Annotated in this window: 14 protein-coding genes and 1 pseudogene; 6 read left to right on the top strand and 9 right to left on the bottom strand. The window is 59.6% G+C overall.

The annotated features are described in order from the left end of the window. Positions 1 to 15: 15 nt before the first annotated feature. Positions 16 to 1,017 (top strand): glutathione S-transferase family protein, encoded by a 1,002-nt coding sequence (locus tag L6D63_RS17920; protein ID WP_131670151.1) that lies wholly within the window; start codon positions 16 to 18, stop codon positions 1,015 to 1,017. 94 nt (positions 1,018 to 1,111) lie between these two features. Here the strand turns inward: L6D63_RS17920 and cysG are convergent, their stop codons facing one another. The 6 genes from cysG to L6D63_RS17950 all read right to left on the bottom strand — a co-directional run bounded on the left by cysG (position 1,112) and on the right by L6D63_RS17950 (position 8,796). Beyond that, a complete protein-coding gene (gene cysG / locus L6D63_RS17925; protein ID WP_121184795.1) occupies positions 1,112 to 2,506 on the bottom strand; it encodes a siroheme synthase CysG in 1,395 nt (464 codons plus the stop codon). Beyond that, the gene (gene serS, locus L6D63_RS17930) at positions 2,507 to 3,787 is read right to left on the bottom strand and encodes a serine--tRNA ligase (protein WP_003223852.1); all 1,281 of its coding nucleotides are present in this window, start codon (positions 3,785 to 3,787) and stop codon (positions 2,507 to 2,509) included. 15 nt (positions 3,788 to 3,802) lie between these two features. Continuing rightward, complete coding sequence (gene crcB / locus L6D63_RS17935) at positions 3,803 to 4,177, bottom strand: fluoride efflux transporter CrcB (RefSeq protein ID WP_041074221.1); 375 nt, start codon at positions 4,175 to 4,177, stop codon at positions 3,803 to 3,805. Next, positions 4,177 to 5,499 carry a replication-associated recombination protein A gene (locus L6D63_RS17940; RefSeq protein ID WP_003223849.1) on the bottom strand — a complete coding sequence of 441 codons (1,323 nt, stop codon included), beginning with the start codon at positions 5,497 to 5,499 and terminating at the stop codon, positions 4,177 to 4,179. Before L6D63_RS17940 ends, crcB begins: the two co-directional genes overlap by 1 nt. Before the next feature lie 201 nt (positions 5,500 to 5,700). Continuing rightward, entirely contained in the window at positions 5,701 to 6,321 is a 621-nt protein-coding gene (lolA, locus tag L6D63_RS17945; protein WP_041074219.1) for an outer membrane lipoprotein periplasmic chaperone LolA, read from the bottom strand. A 66-nt stretch (positions 6,322 to 6,387) separates the two neighbouring features. Continuing rightward, positions 6,388 to 8,796 carry a DNA translocase FtsK gene (locus tag L6D63_RS17950; RefSeq protein ID WP_095666941.1) on the bottom strand — a complete coding sequence of 803 codons (2,409 nt, stop codon included), beginning with the start codon at positions 8,794 to 8,796 and terminating at the stop codon, positions 6,388 to 6,390. A gap of 309 nt (positions 8,797 to 9,105) precedes the next feature. Between L6D63_RS17950 and L6D63_RS17955 the strand changes: the two are divergent. The 4 genes and pseudogenes from L6D63_RS17955 to infA form a co-directional block, all read left to right on the top strand. Beyond that, positions 9,106 to 9,612, top strand: a pseudogene (locus L6D63_RS17955) (FAD-dependent oxidoreductase); the annotation flags it as partial. Positions 9,613 to 9,701: 89 nt separating this feature from the next. Then, positions 9,702 to 10,382, top strand: coding sequence for a leucyl/phenylalanyl-tRNA--protein transferase (gene aat / locus L6D63_RS17960; protein WP_047295111.1), 681 nt, complete (start codon positions 9,702 to 9,704; stop codon positions 10,380 to 10,382). A gap of 57 nt (positions 10,383 to 10,439) precedes the next feature. Then, complete coding sequence (locus tag L6D63_RS17965) at positions 10,440 to 11,147, top strand: arginyltransferase (RefSeq protein ID WP_041074211.1); 708 nt, start codon at positions 10,440 to 10,442, stop codon at positions 11,145 to 11,147. Between the two features lie 112 nt (positions 11,148 to 11,259). Further along, positions 11,260 to 11,478 carry a translation initiation factor IF-1 gene (gene infA / locus L6D63_RS17970; protein ID WP_002553999.1) on the top strand — a complete coding sequence of 73 codons (219 nt, stop codon included), beginning with the start codon at positions 11,260 to 11,262 and terminating at the stop codon, positions 11,476 to 11,478. A 950-nt stretch (positions 11,479 to 12,428) separates the two neighbouring features. Here infA and clpA read toward each other — a convergent pair. Beyond that, on the bottom strand, positions 12,429 to 14,699 hold the full coding sequence (gene clpA, locus L6D63_RS17975) for an ATP-dependent Clp protease ATP-binding subunit ClpA (RefSeq protein WP_095666943.1): 2,271 nt from the start codon (positions 14,697 to 14,699) through the stop codon (positions 12,429 to 12,431). Positions 14,700 to 14,729: 30 nt separating this feature from the next. Then, complete coding sequence (clpS, locus tag L6D63_RS17980; protein WP_011334948.1) at positions 14,730 to 15,113, bottom strand: ATP-dependent Clp protease adapter ClpS; 384 nt, start codon at positions 15,111 to 15,113, stop codon at positions 14,730 to 14,732. A 224-nt stretch (positions 15,114 to 15,337) separates the two neighbouring features. On the opposite strand from clpS, the gene L6D63_RS17985 reads away from it, so the two are divergent. After that, the gene (locus L6D63_RS17985; RefSeq protein WP_047292037.1) at positions 15,338 to 15,619 is read left to right on the top strand and encodes a cold shock domain-containing protein; all 282 of its coding nucleotides are present in this window, start codon (positions 15,338 to 15,340) and stop codon (positions 15,617 to 15,619) included. 79 nt (positions 15,620 to 15,698) lie between these two features. Here L6D63_RS17985 and icd read toward each other — a convergent pair whose 3' ends face one another. Beyond that, entirely contained in the window at positions 15,699 to 16,955 is a 1,257-nt protein-coding gene (gene icd / locus L6D63_RS17990; protein WP_131670149.1) for an NADP-dependent isocitrate dehydrogenase, read from the bottom strand. Positions 16,956 to 17,145: the final 190 nt, after the last annotated feature.

Raw genomic sequence — 17,145 nt, forward strand, 5'->3', positions numbered from 1 at the left:
TCAGGAGTCTTGATCATGGGTTTACTCGTCGATGGCCACTGGCAGGACAAGTGGTATGAAAGCAGCAAGGACGGCGCGTTCCAGCGCGAACAGGCGCAACGTCGCCACTGGGTCACCGCTGACGGCCAACCAGGGCCAAGCGGTGAAGGCGGTTTCGCCGCCGAAGCCGGGCGCTATCACCTCTATGTATCGCTCGCTTGCCCGTGGGCACACCGCACGTTGATCCTGCGCAAGCTCAAAGGTCTGGAAAGCCTGATCGACGTGTCCGTGGTCAGCTGGCTGATGCTGGAAAACGGCTGGACCTTCGACAAGGCCTTGGGCTCGACCGGCGACAAGCTCGATCACTTTGACTTCATGCACCAGCGCTACACCGCCGACACCCCGGACTACACCGGGCGCGTCACCGTGCCGGTGTTGTGGGACAAGAAACTCAAGCGCATTGTCAGCAACGAGTCGGCGGAAATCATCCGCATGTTCAACAGCGCCTTCGATGGCCTGACCGGTAACGTGCTGGACTTCTACCCGGCACCGTTACGTGGCGAGATCGATGCACTGAACGAGCGGATTTATCCGGCGGTGAACAACGGCGTGTATCGCGCCGGGTTCGCCACCTCGCAACACGCCTACGAAGAGGCGTTCGATCAAGTGTTTGCCGAACTGGATCATCTGGAGCGAGTGCTGGGCGCCAATCGTTACCTGACTGGCGAATACCTGACTGAAGCAGACGTGCGTCTTTTCACCACGATGATTCGCTTCGATGCGGTGTACCACGGGCACTTCAAGTGCAATCTGCGGCGAATTGCCGATTATCCGAACCTGTCGAACTGGCTGCGTGAGCTGTACCAGTGGCCGGGGATTGGCGAGACCGTGGATTTTCAGCACATCAAGAACCACTACTACGGCAGCCACAAGACCATCAATCCCACGGGGATTGTGCCGAAGGGGCCAGAGCAGGATTTCAGTGTGGCGCATGACCGGGAGCGCCTGAATGCGAAAGGGGTTTGGTTGAAGGGCTAACAGCAAAAGCAAAAGATCGCAGCCTGCGGCAGCTCCTACAGGGAACGCATTCTCATGTAGGAGCTGCCGCAGGCTGCGATCTTTTTGCTTTGACTCAAACTTGCGCCTGAGCCCCTTCGAACCACGCCAGCTTCTCGCGCAGCTGCACCACTTCACCGACGATCACCAGCGTCGGCGCATGCACTTCATGCTCCGCCACCAGGCGTGGCAGGTCCGCCAGCGTCCCGGTAAAGACCCGCTGATTGACCGTCGTGCCCTGCTGGATCAACGCTGCCGGGGTGTCCGCGCGGCGACCGTGCTTGATCAACTGCTCGCAGATCACCGGCAAGCCCACCAGGCCCATGTAGAACACCAGCGTCTGCGCCGGGGCGACGAGGTCGGCCCATGGCAGGTCGGTGGAGCCGTCTTTCAGGTGACCGGTGACGAAGCGCACCGATTGCGCGTAATCGCGATGGGTCAACGGAATCCCGGCATACGCCGCGCAACCGCTGGCCGCCGTGATCCCCGGCACCACCTGGAACGGAATGCCATGGGCCGCCAGCTCTTCGATCTCTTCACCGCCGCGACCGAAGATGAACGGGTCACCGCCCTTCAAGCGCACCACCCGTTTACCGGCCTTGGCCAGGTCCACCAGTTGCTGGTTGATCTGGTCCTGCGGAACCGCATGGTCGGAGCGACGCTTGCCGACGTAGACACGCTCGGCATCGCGACGGCACAGCTCAAGAATCGCCGGCGCGACCAAGCGGTCGTACAGCACCACGTCGGCTTGCTGCATCAAGCGCAAGGCACGGAAGGTCAGCAGGTCCGGATCGCCCGGTCCGGCGCCCACCAGATACACCTCACCGGTGGTGATGTCCGCCTCGCCATCAATCTTGGCCTGCAACAGACGCTCGGCCTCGGCGCCCTGCCCGGCCAGTTGCCGGTCGGCAATCGGGCCCTGGAACACGTCTTCCCAGAACCCGCGACGCTGCTGCACATCCGGCAACAGGTTTTTCACCTGATTGCGGAAACGTGCGGCAAGGCCGGCCAACTGGCCGTAAGTCGAAGGAATCCAGGTTTCGATCTTGGCGCGAATCAGCCGCGCCAGCACTGGCGCATCGCCGCCGCTGGACACCGCGATGATCAGCGGCGAGCGATCGACGATCGCCGGGAAGATCACGCTGCACAACTGCGGCGCGTCGACCACATTGACCGGCACGCAACGTCGATGGGCATCGCTGGAGACCTGGGCGTTGAGCGTTTCATCGTCGGTGGCGGCGATGATCAGGCCGCAACCGTCCAGATCCGCTTCCACATAACCACGCAACAGGCATTCACCACCGCTGGCAGTGACCAGTTCGCGCAGTTGCGCTTCGATTTCAGGTGCGACCACCCGCAGCAGCGCACCGGCATCGGCCAGCAGGCGGGATTTGCGCAAGGCAATTTCCCCCCCACCGACCACCAACACACGACTGCCGCGCAGGTTGTGAAACAGCGGCAGATATTTCATTTAGCCGATGACCTCAAGGCCACCCATGTACGGTTTCAGTACGTCCGGCACGCGGATCGAACCGTCGGCCTGCTGGTAGTTTTCCAGCACGGCAACCAGTGTACGACCGACCGCCAGGCCGGAACCGTTCAGGGTGTGTACCAGTTCAGGCTTGCCGGTTTCCGGGTTACGGAAACGCGCTTGCATACGGCGGGCCTGGAAGTCGCCGCAGTTGGAACACGAGGAAATTTCGCGGTACTTGTCCTGGCTCGGAATCCACACTTCCAGGTCGTAGGTCTTCACGGCGCTGAAGCCCATGTCGCCGGTGCACAGCGCCAGGGTGCGATAAGGCAGACCCAGCAGCTGCAGGACTTTTTCGGCGTTGGCGGTCAGGCCTTCCAGCGCTTCCATCGAGGTCGACGGCTCGACGATCTGGACCATCTCGACTTTGTCGAACTGGTGCTGACGGATCATCCCGCGAGTGTCACGACCCGATGCGCCGGCTTCGCTGCGGAAGCACGGGGTGTGGGCGACGAACTTGATCGGCAGCAATTTCGAATCGACGATTTCACCGGCCACGATGTTGGTCAGCGACACTTCAGCAGTCGGGATCAGGTACAGATCGGCTTCGCCTTCGCGAGCGATCTTGAACAGGTCTTCTTCGAACTTCGGCAACTGACCGGTGCCTTGCAGCGCCGGAGCCTGAACCAGATAAGGCGTGTAGGCCTCTTCGTAGCCATGCTCGTTGACATGCAGGTTGATCATGAACTGCGCCAGGGCGCGATGCAGGCGAGCAATCGGACCACGCAGCAAGGCGAAACGGGCGCCGGAGAGCTTGGCGGCGGTCTCGAAGTCCAGCCAGCCGAACTTCTCGCCCAGCGCAACGTGGTCTTTCACTTCGAAATCGAACTGCGTCGGCGTGCCCCAGCGGCGCACTTCGACGTTGTCGTCTTCGTCTTTGCCGACCGGTACCGATTCGTGCGGCAGGTTGGGGATACCCAGCAGGATCGAGTCCAGTTCGGTCTGGATCGCGTCCAGCTCGACTTTACCGGCACTCAGCTCGCCCGCCATGCGCTCGACGTCCGCCATCAGCGGCGCGATGTCTTCGCCGCGCTGCTTGGCCTGACCGATGGATTTGGAACGCGCGTTACGCTCAGCCTGCAGTGCTTCGGTGCGGGTCTGGACGGTCTTGCGCTGTTCTTCCAGCGCTTCGATGCGCGCGGTATCCAGGGCAAAGCCACGGGAAGCCAGGCGGTCCGCTACGTCCTGAAGGTTGCTACGTAACAGTTTGGAATCGAGCATGTCGGTTTCTCGTTATCAAAGTTTGGTCAAGGACAGGCCGGCCCATGTCGCGAGCAGCCCGCCGAATACGCTGATCGCCGCATAGCCCAGGGCCAGCGGCACTTGCCCGCTTTCCAGCAGGCGCACCGTATCCAGTGAAAAGGATGAAAAAGTCGTCAGCCCCCCGAGGAAGCCGACCATCAACCCGGCGCGCACCTCGATCGGCACCTCCGGGCGTATCAAAAACAGGCCGTACAACACGCCAATCAGCAGACAGCCCACGATATTAACGGCCAGCGTCGCGGTATAGAAGTGCCGCGGCCAATTGGCGTTGACCCAATTAGCGGTGGCGAAGCGCAACAGCGTGCCGGCGATTCCGCCGACGGAGACCGCAACAATCAATGGAAGCACTATTTTCTCCGCTGTCTTGGGCTTAAACGGTCGAGTTGGGCGAGGTGGTTGAGCTTCTCGCCGATCTTCAATTCCAGGCCACGGGGCACCGGTTGATAGAACGGGATCGGCTCAAGCTCTTCCGGGAAATAGTCTTCACCGGCAGCGTAGGCATCGGGCTCGTCGTGGGCGTAGCGGTATTCGTCGCCATAGCCCAATTGCTTCATCAGTTTGGTCGGCGCATTGCGCAAGTGCAGCGGCACTTCCAGCGAACCGTACTCGGCAGCCGCGCGCAGCGCGGTCTTGAAGCCCATGTACACCGCGTTGCTTTTCGGCGCACAGGCGAGATAGGTGATGGCCTGGGCCACCGCCAGTTCGCCTTCCGGGCTACCAAGACGCTCCTGCACTTCCCACGCCGCCAGGCACAGGCTCAGCGCGCGCGGATCGGCATTGCCGATGTCTTCGCTGGCCATGCGCACCACGCGTCGCGCCAGGTACAACGGATCGCAACCGCCATCGATCATCCGCGCAAACCAGTACAGCGCGCCATCGGGGTTGGAACCGCGTACCGATTTGTGCAGCGCGGAGATCTGGTCGTAGAACGCTTCGCCGCCCTTGTCGAAGCGTCGTCGGGTGTCGCCGAGCAGGCTTTGCAGCAACTCGGTGCCCATTTCGCTGTTGTCTTCGGCCAGGTCCGAAGCGTTCTCCAGCAGATTGAGCAGGCGCCGGCCATCGCCATCGGCGGCCGACAGCAGCATCTGGAAGCCCTCATCGCTGAGGGTCAGGTTGCGCTTGCCCAGGCCACGCTCTTCGGTGAGTGCGCGGTGCACCAGTTTGCGCAGTGCTGTCTCGTCGAGGCTTTTCAGCACATAGACGCGAGCCCGCGACAACAGCGCGTTGTTCAATTCAAACGAAGGGTTTTCAGTGGTGGCGCCGATGAAAATCAGCGTGCCGTCTTCAACGTAGGGCAGGAAGGCATCCTGCTGCGATTTGTTGAAGCGGTGCACTTCATCGACGAACAGAATCGTGCGCTTGCCGTACTGGCCGGCCTGCTGCTTGGCGATTTCCACCGCCTGACGGATTTCCTTGACCCCGGCGAGCACTGCCGAGACCGTTTCGAAATGTGCGTCCGAGACTTCCGCGAGCAAGCGCGCCAGGGTGGTCTTGCCCACACCCGGCGGCCCCCAGAAGATCATCGAATGCAGGGCACCCTGCTCCAGCGCCTCACGCAGAGGCTTGCCGCGAGCGAGCACGTGCTCCTGACCGACGTACTCATCCAGATTGGTCGCGCGCAAACGCGCGGCCAGCGGCTGGGCAATCGGTGCACTGCGAAACAGATCCATCACGTAGCGTTGAAACCTCTGATTGTCTGAAACCGGTTGGAATAACTGTGGACACCTGTTGGTGGCCCTGTGGTGAGGGGATTTATCCCCGATGGACTACGCAGCAGTCACCTTTTTTGGGGCTGCTTTGCAGCCCATCGGGGATAAATCCCCTCGCCACAAAAGCTCCAGGCCACAAGAACCCGACCCGGGATCCGGGGTTTATTCCTGGATAACGTCAGCACCCTTCGGGATGTCGAACTTGAACTTCGACGCCGGCACCGCTTCGTTGGCCTTGACCCCGGTGAACAGAATGTTGGTGCGCTGGCCGACGCTGTCGATCAGTTGCATGTCATTCACCAGGCCGTTGCGGAACGACAGACGCAGACTGTCGAACAGAGTGTCCTTGGTCTTTGGCTTGAGGGTGAAGTCGATCACGCCGCCCGCCTCTTTGGCACTGATCTCAAAGCTCTGGCTGATCTTCGACACGTCACCGGAGAGCAGCAGCGCCGGGGTCTGAGTCAGACGCTCGTCGAGCTTCTTGATGGTCGCCTGCTCCAGATCCGGGTCCCACAGGGTGACCTTCTTGCCGTCGGAAACCATGGTCTGCTCGTTTGGCGCTTCGGTGTGCCAGTAGAACAGGCCCGGACGCTGCAGGACCATATCACCGCGAGTTTCCTGCAACTGGGTGCCGCTGCCGTCGAGGGTCAGCTGGGAGAAGTTCGCGGTCAGGGTTTTCGATGTTTCCAGCAATTGAGTCAGACGCGCCACGTCCTTGTCATCGGCGTGGGCCGTGAGCGTGGTCAGCGCCAGTACTGGCAACAGCATGCGGATAAGACGCATGGGAGTCCTCTTGAATACTCGTTGGGAGAGCGGCGGCACATCATTGTCCCACCTCTTGCTTGACAATCAGTCGCGCACCGGGCCGGGGGCCAGAACTTCACGCGAACCGTTGGTGTTCATTGAGGTGACGACCCCGGCCATTTCCATGGCTTCGATCATGCGCGCGGCGCGGTTGTAACCGATCTTCAGCTTGCGCTGTACCGCAGAAATCGACGCCCGGCGGCTTTCCAGCACGAACTGCACGGCTTCGTCGTACAGCGCGTCGGTCTCGGCATCATCACCGTCGCCACCACCGCTGCTGCCTTCAAAGCCGCTGCCCGCCTCTTCGACACCGTTGAGGATGTCATCGTTGTATTCCGGTGCGCCACGCAGTTTCCACGCTTCCACCACGCGGTGTACTTCATCGTCGGAAACGAACGCGCCGTGTACCCGGATCGGCAGGCTGGTGCCCGGCGGCATGTAGAGCATGTCACCGTGCCCGAGCAGTTGCTCGGCGCCGCCCTGATCGATGATGGTCCGCGAGTCGATCTTGCTCGACACCTGGAACGCCATACGGGTCGGAATGTTGGCTTTGATCAGACCGGTGATCACGTCCACAGAAGGACGCTGGGTCGCGAGGATCAAGTGGATACCGGCGGCACGTGCCTTCTGCGCGATACGGGCGATCAGTTCTTCGACCTTCTTGCCGACGATCATCATCATGTCGGCGAATTCGTCGACCACCACAACGATGGTCGGCAGCTTCTGCAGCAATGGCGCTTCGTCGTGAATGCTTTCGCGCTTGTACAGCGGGTCGCTCAACGGCTCGCCGGCGTCCTGGGCTTCCTTGACCTTGGCATTGAAGCCCGAAAGGTTACGCACGCCCATCTTCGCCATCAGCTTGTATCGGCGCTCCATCTCGGCAACGCTCCAGCGCAGGGCGTTGGCGGCGTCCTTCATGTCGGTCACTACCGGGCACAGCAGGTGCGGAATGCCTTCGTAGATCGACAGCTCGAGCATTTTCGGGTCGATCATGATCAGTTTGGCGTCGTCCGGGCCGGACTTGAACAGGATCGACAGGATCATCGCGTTCACGCCCACCGACTTACCGGAACCGGTGGTACCGGCCACCAGCAGGTGCGGCATCTTGGCCAGGTCGGTGATGACCGGTTTGCCGCCAATGTCGTGGCCCAGGGCCAGAGTGACCGGCGACTTGAAGTTGTCGTACTCGGGGGTCGACAGCACTTCGGAGAAACGCACGATCTGCCGGTCTTCGTTGGGAATTTCGATACCGACCGTGGTCTTGCCCGGAATCACCTCGACCACGCGCACGCTGGTCACCGCCAGCGAACGTGCGAGGTCTTTGGCCAGGTTGGCGATGCGGCTGACCTTGACGCCAGCGGCAGGCTGGATTTCGTAACGGGTAATCACCGGGCCCGGATGGATCGAATCCACGGTGACTTCGACGCCGAACTCCTTGAGCTTGATCTCCAGCAAGTGGCCGACGGCAGCCAGGGATTCCGGCGAATAATTGAGTTGTTTCTTTTCCGCCGGATCGAGAATCGAGATCGGCGGCAAAGTACCTTCCACGGCGCTGTCGACGAACAACGGCACCTGTTTCTCTTTCTGCACGCGCTTGCTTGGCTCCGGTGCTTTGACCGGCGCCGGGGCGATGACCGGCGGCACCTGCTTCTCGCGATCCGACATGTGCTTGCTCAAGGCCTGCTCGCGCTCGATCAGGCGCTCCTTGACCTTGGCCTGTTCACGTTTGTCGGTGACGGTCGGCGCCACGACGTCGTGGACGCGGTCATCAACCTCACGCAACTGCGCGACCAGTTGCTTGCGCTCGGTACGGGCCGACCACCAGCGGTTGATCGCGCCCTGAAACAGTTCGAACAGGTCGAGGGTGATCTTGCCGGTGACGTCCATCACCTTGAACCACGACAGGTCGGTGAACACCGTCAGGCCAAACAGGAACAACGCGATGAACAGCAGCGTGCTGCCCTGGATATTCAGCGCGTTGCGCGCCAGATCACCGAGACTTTCGCCCAGCGCCCCGCCCGCACCCGCCGGCAGACCGGTGGCAGCATGAAAATGGATATGCGCCAGCGCAGCGCCGGACAGTACCAGGAACACCAGACCGATCAGGCGCCAGGAGAACAGCCAGCCGCTCCACTGCCACGGCTCGTGACGCTGACGGAAGATCTGATAGGCCTTGACCGCGAGCAGCAGCGGGAAAATATATGCGAAATAACCCAGCACCATGAACAGGATATCGGCGCTGTAGGAACCGGCCGGGCCGCCGAAGTTCTGCACGTCGTCGATCTTGCTGTTGTGGCTCCAGCCCGGATCGTCCTTGCCGTAGGTCAGCAGGGCCATCATCAGGAACAGGCACAAGGCACCGATGGCGATCAATGCACCTTCCTTGAGCCGGTAGTGCAATTGCTGGCGCCAGAGCGGAACGACTGTTTTTGGTGCTGCGGTGGATTTCTTCAAAACGCTTCTTTTCCTGCGCCCAAGGCGCGTCCATCTATTGAATGACGATAAAAAACTGCCCAATCCAGGCAGGTAAAAAAGTGAACCGGCGCATCTGAGACTACTTTTAACACTGTGCCGCAGCTTTTATAAATACAGCTATAAACACAGCGCTCTACAAATATTCTGTAACAGCCCGGCATTGTACGGGTTTGCGCGGCTGATGCCATGCTTCAAACCCCTTAGCTGAGCATAGCCAACCGCACAAATCCTGCGGTTCAATTTGAGCATGCATTGTCTTTTGTGACAAAGGCTTATGAGGTGTATTTGATGAACGCAGCGAAGCATTCACGCCTGATCATTCCTGGCTCCGGCCCTGCCGGCTACAGCGCCGCCGTATACGCCGCCCGCGCCAACCTCAAACCGGTGTTCATTACCGGCTTGCAGGCGGGTGGTCAGCTCACCACCGTCGAAGGCGACAATTGGCCCGGCGACGTCGAAGGCCTCACCGGCCCGGTACTGATGGAGCGCATGCAGAGACACGCCGAACGCTTTGCCACCGAGATCGTTTACGACCACATCCACACCGCCAAGTTGCAGCAGCGCCCGTTCGAGCTCATCGGCGACAGCGGCACTTATACCTGCGACGCCCTGATCATCGCCACCGGCGCTTCGGCGCAGTATCCGGGACTGCCCTCGGAAGAAACCGTCGCGAGCAAAGGGGGGTCGGCTCGTGCGACCTGTGACGGCTTTTTCTACCGCAATCAGGTGGCCGCCGTAGCGGACGGCGGCAACACTGCCGTCGAGGAAGCCGTGTACCTGTCGAACATTGCGAAGTATCTGGACGACATTCCTGTCATTTAACGGCACACTTTATCGCGGGCCTCGGGCCCGCACCGCCCTCCCCTTCTGCAAGCCTGGACGCCATGCTGACTTGGTTACAACGCAATTCCCTGACTTTCCCGCCCTTGGAAAAGGCCATGCGCGATCCCAATGGATTGCTGGCCGCCGGTGGCGACCTGTCCGCCGACCGCCTGGTGCAGGCTTACCGACACGGCTGTTTTCCATGGTTTTCCGAGGGCCAGCCAATCCTCTGGTGGTCGCCGGATCCGCGCACCGTTCTGTTTCCCGACGAACTGCATGTCTCGCGCAGCCTCGGCAAGCTGCTGCGCAAGCAACGCTACCAGGTGACCTTTGATCGGGATTTCGCAGCCGTGATTCGCGCCTGCGCCGCGCCCCGGGACTACGCCGACGGCACCTGGATCACCGAAGCCATGCAAGACGCCTACCTCGAACTGCACCGCCGCGGCTTCGCCCACTCGGTCGAGGTCTGGGATGAGGGACAACTGGTCGGCGGCCTGTATGGCCTGGCGATGGGTCAGCTGTTTTTTGGTGAATCGATGTTCAGCCGCGCCGACAACGCCTCCAAATATGGCTTTGCCACGCTGGTGCAGCATCTGAAAGAGGCGGGATTCGTTCTGATTGATTGCCAGATGCCGACCGATCATCTGCACAGCCTCGGCGCCCGGGCGATCCCCCGCCACGAATTCGCCAACTACCTGGCCCGCCACCTGGATCAATCCAGTCGCGCCACCTGGGTTTGCTGAGCGACTTTTGCGCGCGTGGCTTACACTTAATTCACCAGCTTATCCCGAGGGTTGATCATGACCGAGTTGGCGCGCTTGAAGTTCTATGCCACTCAGCCTCATTCCTGCAGTTATCTGCCCGAGGAGCAGGCGACGACGCTATTTCTCGACCCGAGTCAGCCCATGGATGTGCACGTCTACGCAGACCTGTCGGAAATGGGCTTTCGCCGCAGCGGCGACCATCTGTATCGGCCCCATTGCCAGAATTGCAATGCGTGCGTGCCTGCACGCATCCCGGTGGCACAGTTCAACCCCAACCGCCAGCAGAAACGCATTTTCAAGCGCAATGCCGATCTGCAGGTGCGCCCGGTGAAACCGCATTTCAGCGAAGAATATTTCGACCTGTACCAGCGCTATATCGAACAGCGACACGCCGACGGCGACATGTACCCGCCAAGCCGCGACCAGTTCTCGACCTTTCTGGTGCGCGACCTGCCTTTCTCGCGCTTCTATGAATTTCGACTCGACGGACGGTTACTCGCCGTTGCTGTGACCGATCTGCTGCCCAACGGCTTGTCGGCGGTCTACACCTTTTACGAACCTGACGAGGAGCGCCGCAGCCTGGGGCGCTTCGCGATCCTGTGGCAAATCGCCGAAAGCCAGCGCCTGGGGCTGGAAGCGGTGTATCTCGGATACTGGATCAAGAACTGCAAAAAGATGAACTACAAGACCCAATATCGCCCCATCGAATTGCTGATCAATCAGCGCTGGGTAATCCTGAACTAATCGCAAGCCCTAAACCCCTTGGCTTGAACCCCCTTTTTCGGGCACAATGCACGCCGCTTTTGCCTGGCGCAGTTGCACCGGGCCATTCATTGGACACCGAGGGCTTTACTGCATGTCGAAAGAAGACAGCTTCGAAATGGAAGGCACTGTCGTCGACACCCTGCCCAACACCATGTTTCGTGTGGAGTTGGAAAATGGGCACGTCGTAACCGCGCATATCTCCGGCAAGATGCGCAAGAACTACATTCGTATTCTTACCGGTGACAAAGTGCGCGTCGAGCTGACGCCCTATGACTTGAGCAAAGGGCGCATCACTTACCGCGCTCGCTAATCAAGTCAATACAAGACGCCCGGTTTATGCCGGGCGTTTTTGTTTGTCTGCGGTTTGGGGGATTGGGAGTTAGGGTTGGGGGTTGGGCCGGGTTTTGGGTGTATATCCGTTGCTGCGGTAACGGCCTCTTATGGTTTCGCTCTTACAGCGAGTCACCTTTTCCAAACGCCGAAAAGGTAACCCAAAAGGCTTTGCCCCGGTGTACGGCACTTCGCTGAGGCTCAGTGTTCCCTCGCTACGGTGCCCATCCGGGGGCATCGCCTACGGTTTGCTTCGCTGCACCTCCTCTCGATGTATGCGGCTTCGCCGCATGGCGCTGCGCGCCTACCCCCGGATGGACACCTCCGCTCGGCCTGCCGAAGGGGCAAAAAATCAAAAGCCAAGTCAAGATCAAAAGCCAGAGCCAGAGCCAGAGCCAGAGCCAGAGCCAGAGCCAGATCAAAAGATCGCAGCCTTCGGCAGCTCCTACAGGGGATTGGGTGTATTCAGTTAGAAATTTGGTCGGCTGTCAGGCCGCCATCGCTGGCAAGCCAGCTCCCACAAAAGTCACAGCAGACCGCACCCGCTTTTCACCACTCAACACGATGAGCGTTAGCTCGAGTACCGCTCTTGATCTGAGGGCCCGTCGGCAGGCTGAGTGGAGGGATTTATCCGGGGGTGGGAGCGCAGCGACCGTTTGGCGCAGCCAAACACAGCGAGAGGAGGTGCAGCGAAGCAAACCGTAGGCGCTGCCCCCCGGATGAATCCCGCAGCGAAGGAACCCGAGCCTAAGCGAGGGCCGAACGTCAGGGTAAAGCCCTTTGGTTACTTTGGGGCGTTTGCCAAAGTGACCCGCCGTAAGGGCGGAACCCTAAGCAGCCGTTACCGCAGCAACGGATATACACCCAAAAACATCAGACAACAAAAAGGCGCCCGAAGGCGCCTTTCGCTTTACAACAGACCAACAACCGTCAGGCCATCTCAGCCGTGGTTTCGAAGTCAAACGTCAGCTCACCATCCTTGATGTCGATGTGCACCACACCGCCATGCTCGGCCAGCTCGCCAAACAGAATCTCCTCCGCCAGCGGACGCTTGATCTTGTCCTGGATCAGACGCGCCATCGGACGTGCGCCCATCGCCGAGTCATAACCACCCGCCGCCAGCCAGCTACGCGCGGCATCAGTGACCTCAAGCAGCACACGCTTGTCTTCCAGTTGCGCCTGCAGTTCGGTAAGGAACTTGTCCACCACACTTTTGATGACCTCATGACTGAGGCGACCAAACTGGATAATGGTGTCCAGACGGTTACGGAATTCCGGCGTGAAGCTCTTCTTGATCACTTCCATCGCATCAGACGAATGATCCTGATGAGTGAAACCGATCGAAGCACGCGCTGCCGTCTCGGCACCGGCGTTGGTGGTCATGATCACGATCACATTGCGGAAATCCGCCTTGCGGCCGTTGTTGTCGGTGAGCGTGCCGTGGTCCATCACCTGCAGCAGCAGGTTGAAGACTTCCGGATGCGCCTTCTCGATTTCATCGAGCAGCAACACGCAGTGCGGTTGCTTGGTGATCGCTTCGGTCAACAGACCGCCCTGATCAAAGCCGACATAGCCCGGAGGCGCACCGATCAGACGCGATACGGTGTGACGCTCCATGTACTCGGACATGTCGAAGCGCACCAGTTCGATGCCCAGCGCCTTGGCCAGTTGCCGCGCGGCCTCGGTTTTACCGACACCGGTGGGCCCTGCGAACAGGAACGAACCGACAGGCTTGTCAGGCGACTTGAGCCCGGCACGAGACAGCTTGATCGCGGTCGACAGCGAATCGATCGCCGCGTCCTGACCAAATACCGTCAGCTTCAGGTCACGCTCCAGATTGCGCAGCAGTTCCTTGTCGGAGCTGGTGACATGTTTCGGCGGAATCCGCGCGATTTTCGCCACGATGTCTTCAACCTGTGGCACGTCAATGCGCTTCACGCGCTTGTCGGCCGGCTGCAGACGCTGGTAGGCACCCGCTTCGTCGATCACGTCGATGGCCTTGTCCGGCATGTGCCGGTCATTGATATAACGCGATGCCAGTTCAGCAGCCGCGCGCAACGACTCATCGCTGTATTCGATGTTGTGGTGCTGCTCGAAACGCCCCTTCAGGCCGCGCAGGATACCGATGGTGTCCTCCACCGACGGCTCGACGACATCGACTTTCTGGAAGCGTCGTGCCAACGCACGATCCTTCTCGAAGATGCCGCGAAATTCCTGGAACGTGGTCGAGCCGATGCAGCGGATGTCGCCAGACGACAGCAGCGGCTTGAGCAGGTTCGAGGCATCCATCACACCACCGGACGCAGCACCCGCACCGATGATGGTGTGGATCTCGTCGATGAACAGGATCGCCTGCGGACGTTTTTTCAGTTCATTGAGCAGCGCCTTGAAGCGCTTCTCGAAATCACCGCGATACTTGGTGCCCGCGAGCAGAGCACCGAGGTCGAGCGAATAGACGACGCTGTTGGCCAGCAGATCCGGCACCTGGTTGTCGACAATGCGCTTGGCCAGACCTTCGGCAATCGCGGTTTTACCCACGCCCGCCTCGCCCACCAGCAGCGGATTGTTCTTGCGTCGACGCGCAAGGATCTGCGCGACACGCTCGACTTCCGTCTCACGACCGACCAGCGGATCGATCCGCCCCTGGCGCGCAAGTTCGTTGAGATTGCTGGCATAAGCGTCCAGCGGATTGCCTGAAGAAGAAGACTCACCGCCCTCGTCGTCCTGCATATCTTGTTCACCTTCAGAGTGATCGCCATGCCCCGGCACCTTGGAGATGCCATGGGCGATATAGTTGACGACATCAATGCGCGCAACGCTCTGCTGTTTCAGCAGGAACACGGCCTGACTCTCTTGCTCACTGAAGATTGCAACCAGCACGTTGGCGCCAGTCACTTCGCGTTTGCCCGAGCTCTGTACATGAAAAACAGCACGTTGCAGTACACGCTGGAAGCCCAGGGTTGGCTGGGTTTCGCGATCTTCGTCGTGGACGGGGATCAATGGCGTGGTTGAGTCGATGAACTCCTGCAGGTCGTGCTTGAGTTTGTCGAGGTTTGCGCCGCAGGCACGCAATACGGTTGCGGCAGCCTCATTGTCCAATAGGGCCAGCAGCAGGTGTTCGACGGTCATGAATTCATGACGCTTCGAACGAGCCTCCTTGAAGGCAAGATTGAGGGTGACTTCGAGCTCGCGGTTTAACATAGCTTCACCTCATACCCAAGTGGTCGGCGATTAACCGTCCTTCTCGATTTCACAGAGTAGCGGATGCTGGCTTTCCCTGGCGTACTGGTTGACCTGCATGGCCTTTGTCTCGGCGATGTCGCGGGTAAACACTCCACATACTGCCCGTCCTTCTGTGTGAACGGCCAGCATGACCTTGGTCGCCAGCTCGCGATTCAGGTTAAAAAACACCTCGAGCACTTCGACGACGAAATCCATCGGTGTGTAGTCATCGTTGAACAAAACCACCTTGTACATCGGCGGCGCCTGTAACGCAGGCTTTGCTTCCTGAACAGCAACGCCTGCCGAATCGTCGTCGTGCTCCTGTGGAAGATCCTTCTGGAGAAGCGGGCGATCCTGATTGAATGTTAGTCGAATCTGGCTGATTGCATGCATGGAAAGAAAGGTTCGTCAGTTGTGCAAATACAGTGGTGGGGGCGGCTGTACACCTTTTCAACTCCGACTGCCCGGTCACCTTGACTATCGGGAAAACGGTGTTACAACCAATAGAGCCCACAGTGGGTAAAAAAGATCCGCGGAGTCAATCTTTTTAACGGATTCGATTGCGGATGAATTGGATGATACTCCAGCGATGGAGACTGTTGCAGAGGGATTTGAGCATGGCTGTCGGCAAGGTGAAATGGTTCAACAATGCCAAGGGGTTCGGTTTCATTAACACCGACTCCCGCGAGGGGAAGGACGAGGATGGCAAGGAGATCGATTTCTTTGCCCATTACTCCGCCATTGAAATGGACGGGTACAAAACCCTTAAAGCCGGGCAAGAAGTCAAATTCGAGATCGTGCAAGGGCCCAAAGGCCTGCACGCCACAAAAATTCAGAATGTCGAGGCCGCAAAAGATAGTGCCTCGACAGCCGCTCATCACCAATCCGTGACCAGCTGAAGCCAACCGGACACCTGCCAGAAAACAAACCGCCCGGCTCGATCACTCGAGCCGGGCGGTTTTGTTGCAACTGCCTTTCTTACATGTGCTTGACGATCGCTTCACCGAAGCCCGAAGAAGACACCAGCGTGGCGCCTTCCATCAGACGTTCGAAGTCGTAAGTCACGGTCTTGGCCTTGATGGCGCCATTGGTGCCCTTGATGATCAGGTCAGCCGCTTCGGTCCAGCCCAGATGACGCAGCATCATCTCGGCCGACAGAATCACCGAGCCCGGGTTGACCTGGTCCTTGCCGGCGTACTTCGGCGCGGTACCGTGGGTCGCCTCGAACATGGCCACGGTATCCGACAGGTTGGCACCCGGCGCAATACCGATACCGCCCACTTCAGCCGCCAGGGCATCGGAGAGGTAGTCACCGTTGAGGTTCAGCGTGGCGATCACATCGTATTCGGCCGGACGCAGCAGGATCTGCTGGAGCATGGCGTCGGCAATGGCATCCTTGACGATGACCTCACGGCCGGTTTTCGGGTTCTTGAATTTCATCCATGGGCCGCCATCGAGCAGTTCGGCGCCGAATTCTTCCTTCGCCACCTCGTAACCCCAGTCCTTGAAGGCACCTTCGGTGAATTTCATGATGTTGCCCTTGTGCACGATGGTCAGCGACTTGCGGTCGTTGTCCACCACGTATTGCAGGGCCTTGCGCACTAGGCGCTTGGTGCCTTCCTTGGAAACAGGCTTGATGCCGATACCGCAATCCTGGTCGAAACGGATCTTGGTGACGCCCATTTCTTCTTTCAGAAACTTGATGACCTTGGTGGCCTCAGGAGAGCCGGCCTTCCACTCGATGCCGGCATAGATGTCTTCGGAGTTCTCGCGAAAGATCACCATGTCGACGTCGCCAGGCTTTTTCACCGGGCTCGGCACGCCTTCGAACCACACCACAGGGCGCAGGCAGACATAGAGGTCGAGCTGCTGGCGCAGGGCCACGTTGAGGGAGCGAATGCCGCCACCGACCGGGGTGGTCAGCGGGCCCTTGATGGAGACCACGTAATCCTTGACGGCGTCCAGGGTTTCCTGGGGCAGCCAGGTATCCTGGTCATAGACGTGAGTCGCTTTTTCGCCAGCATAAACCTCCATCCAGGAAATCTTGCGCTTACCCCCGTAGGCCTTGGCCACGGCAGCATCAACCACTTTGATCATCACCGGGCTGACGTCGACGCCAATGCCGTCACCTTCAATGAAGGGGATGATCGGGTTATCAGGAACATTGAGAGAATGGTCTGCATTGACGGTGATTTTGTCGCCGACGGCTGGAACCTGAATCTTCTTGTAACCCATGCTGAACTCCATTGTTTGGATTGAACATCTGGCTTGGTTCGAGCGTAACCCAGTTAAATCAACACGCAAACCCTCTGTTCACGACGCGGGCACATCTGGTTTCGTACAAGCCTGAAAGCAAAGGGAAAAGCGCCAAACTCAAGCATTCCCGGCGACTCTACGCCCCACCCCGCCCTGCGACCTTTAGACC

Source organism: Pseudomonas parakoreensis (assembly GCF_021602155.1).
Lineage (GTDB): Bacteria > Pseudomonadota > Gammaproteobacteria > Pseudomonadales > Pseudomonadaceae > Aquipseudomonas > Aquipseudomonas parakoreensis.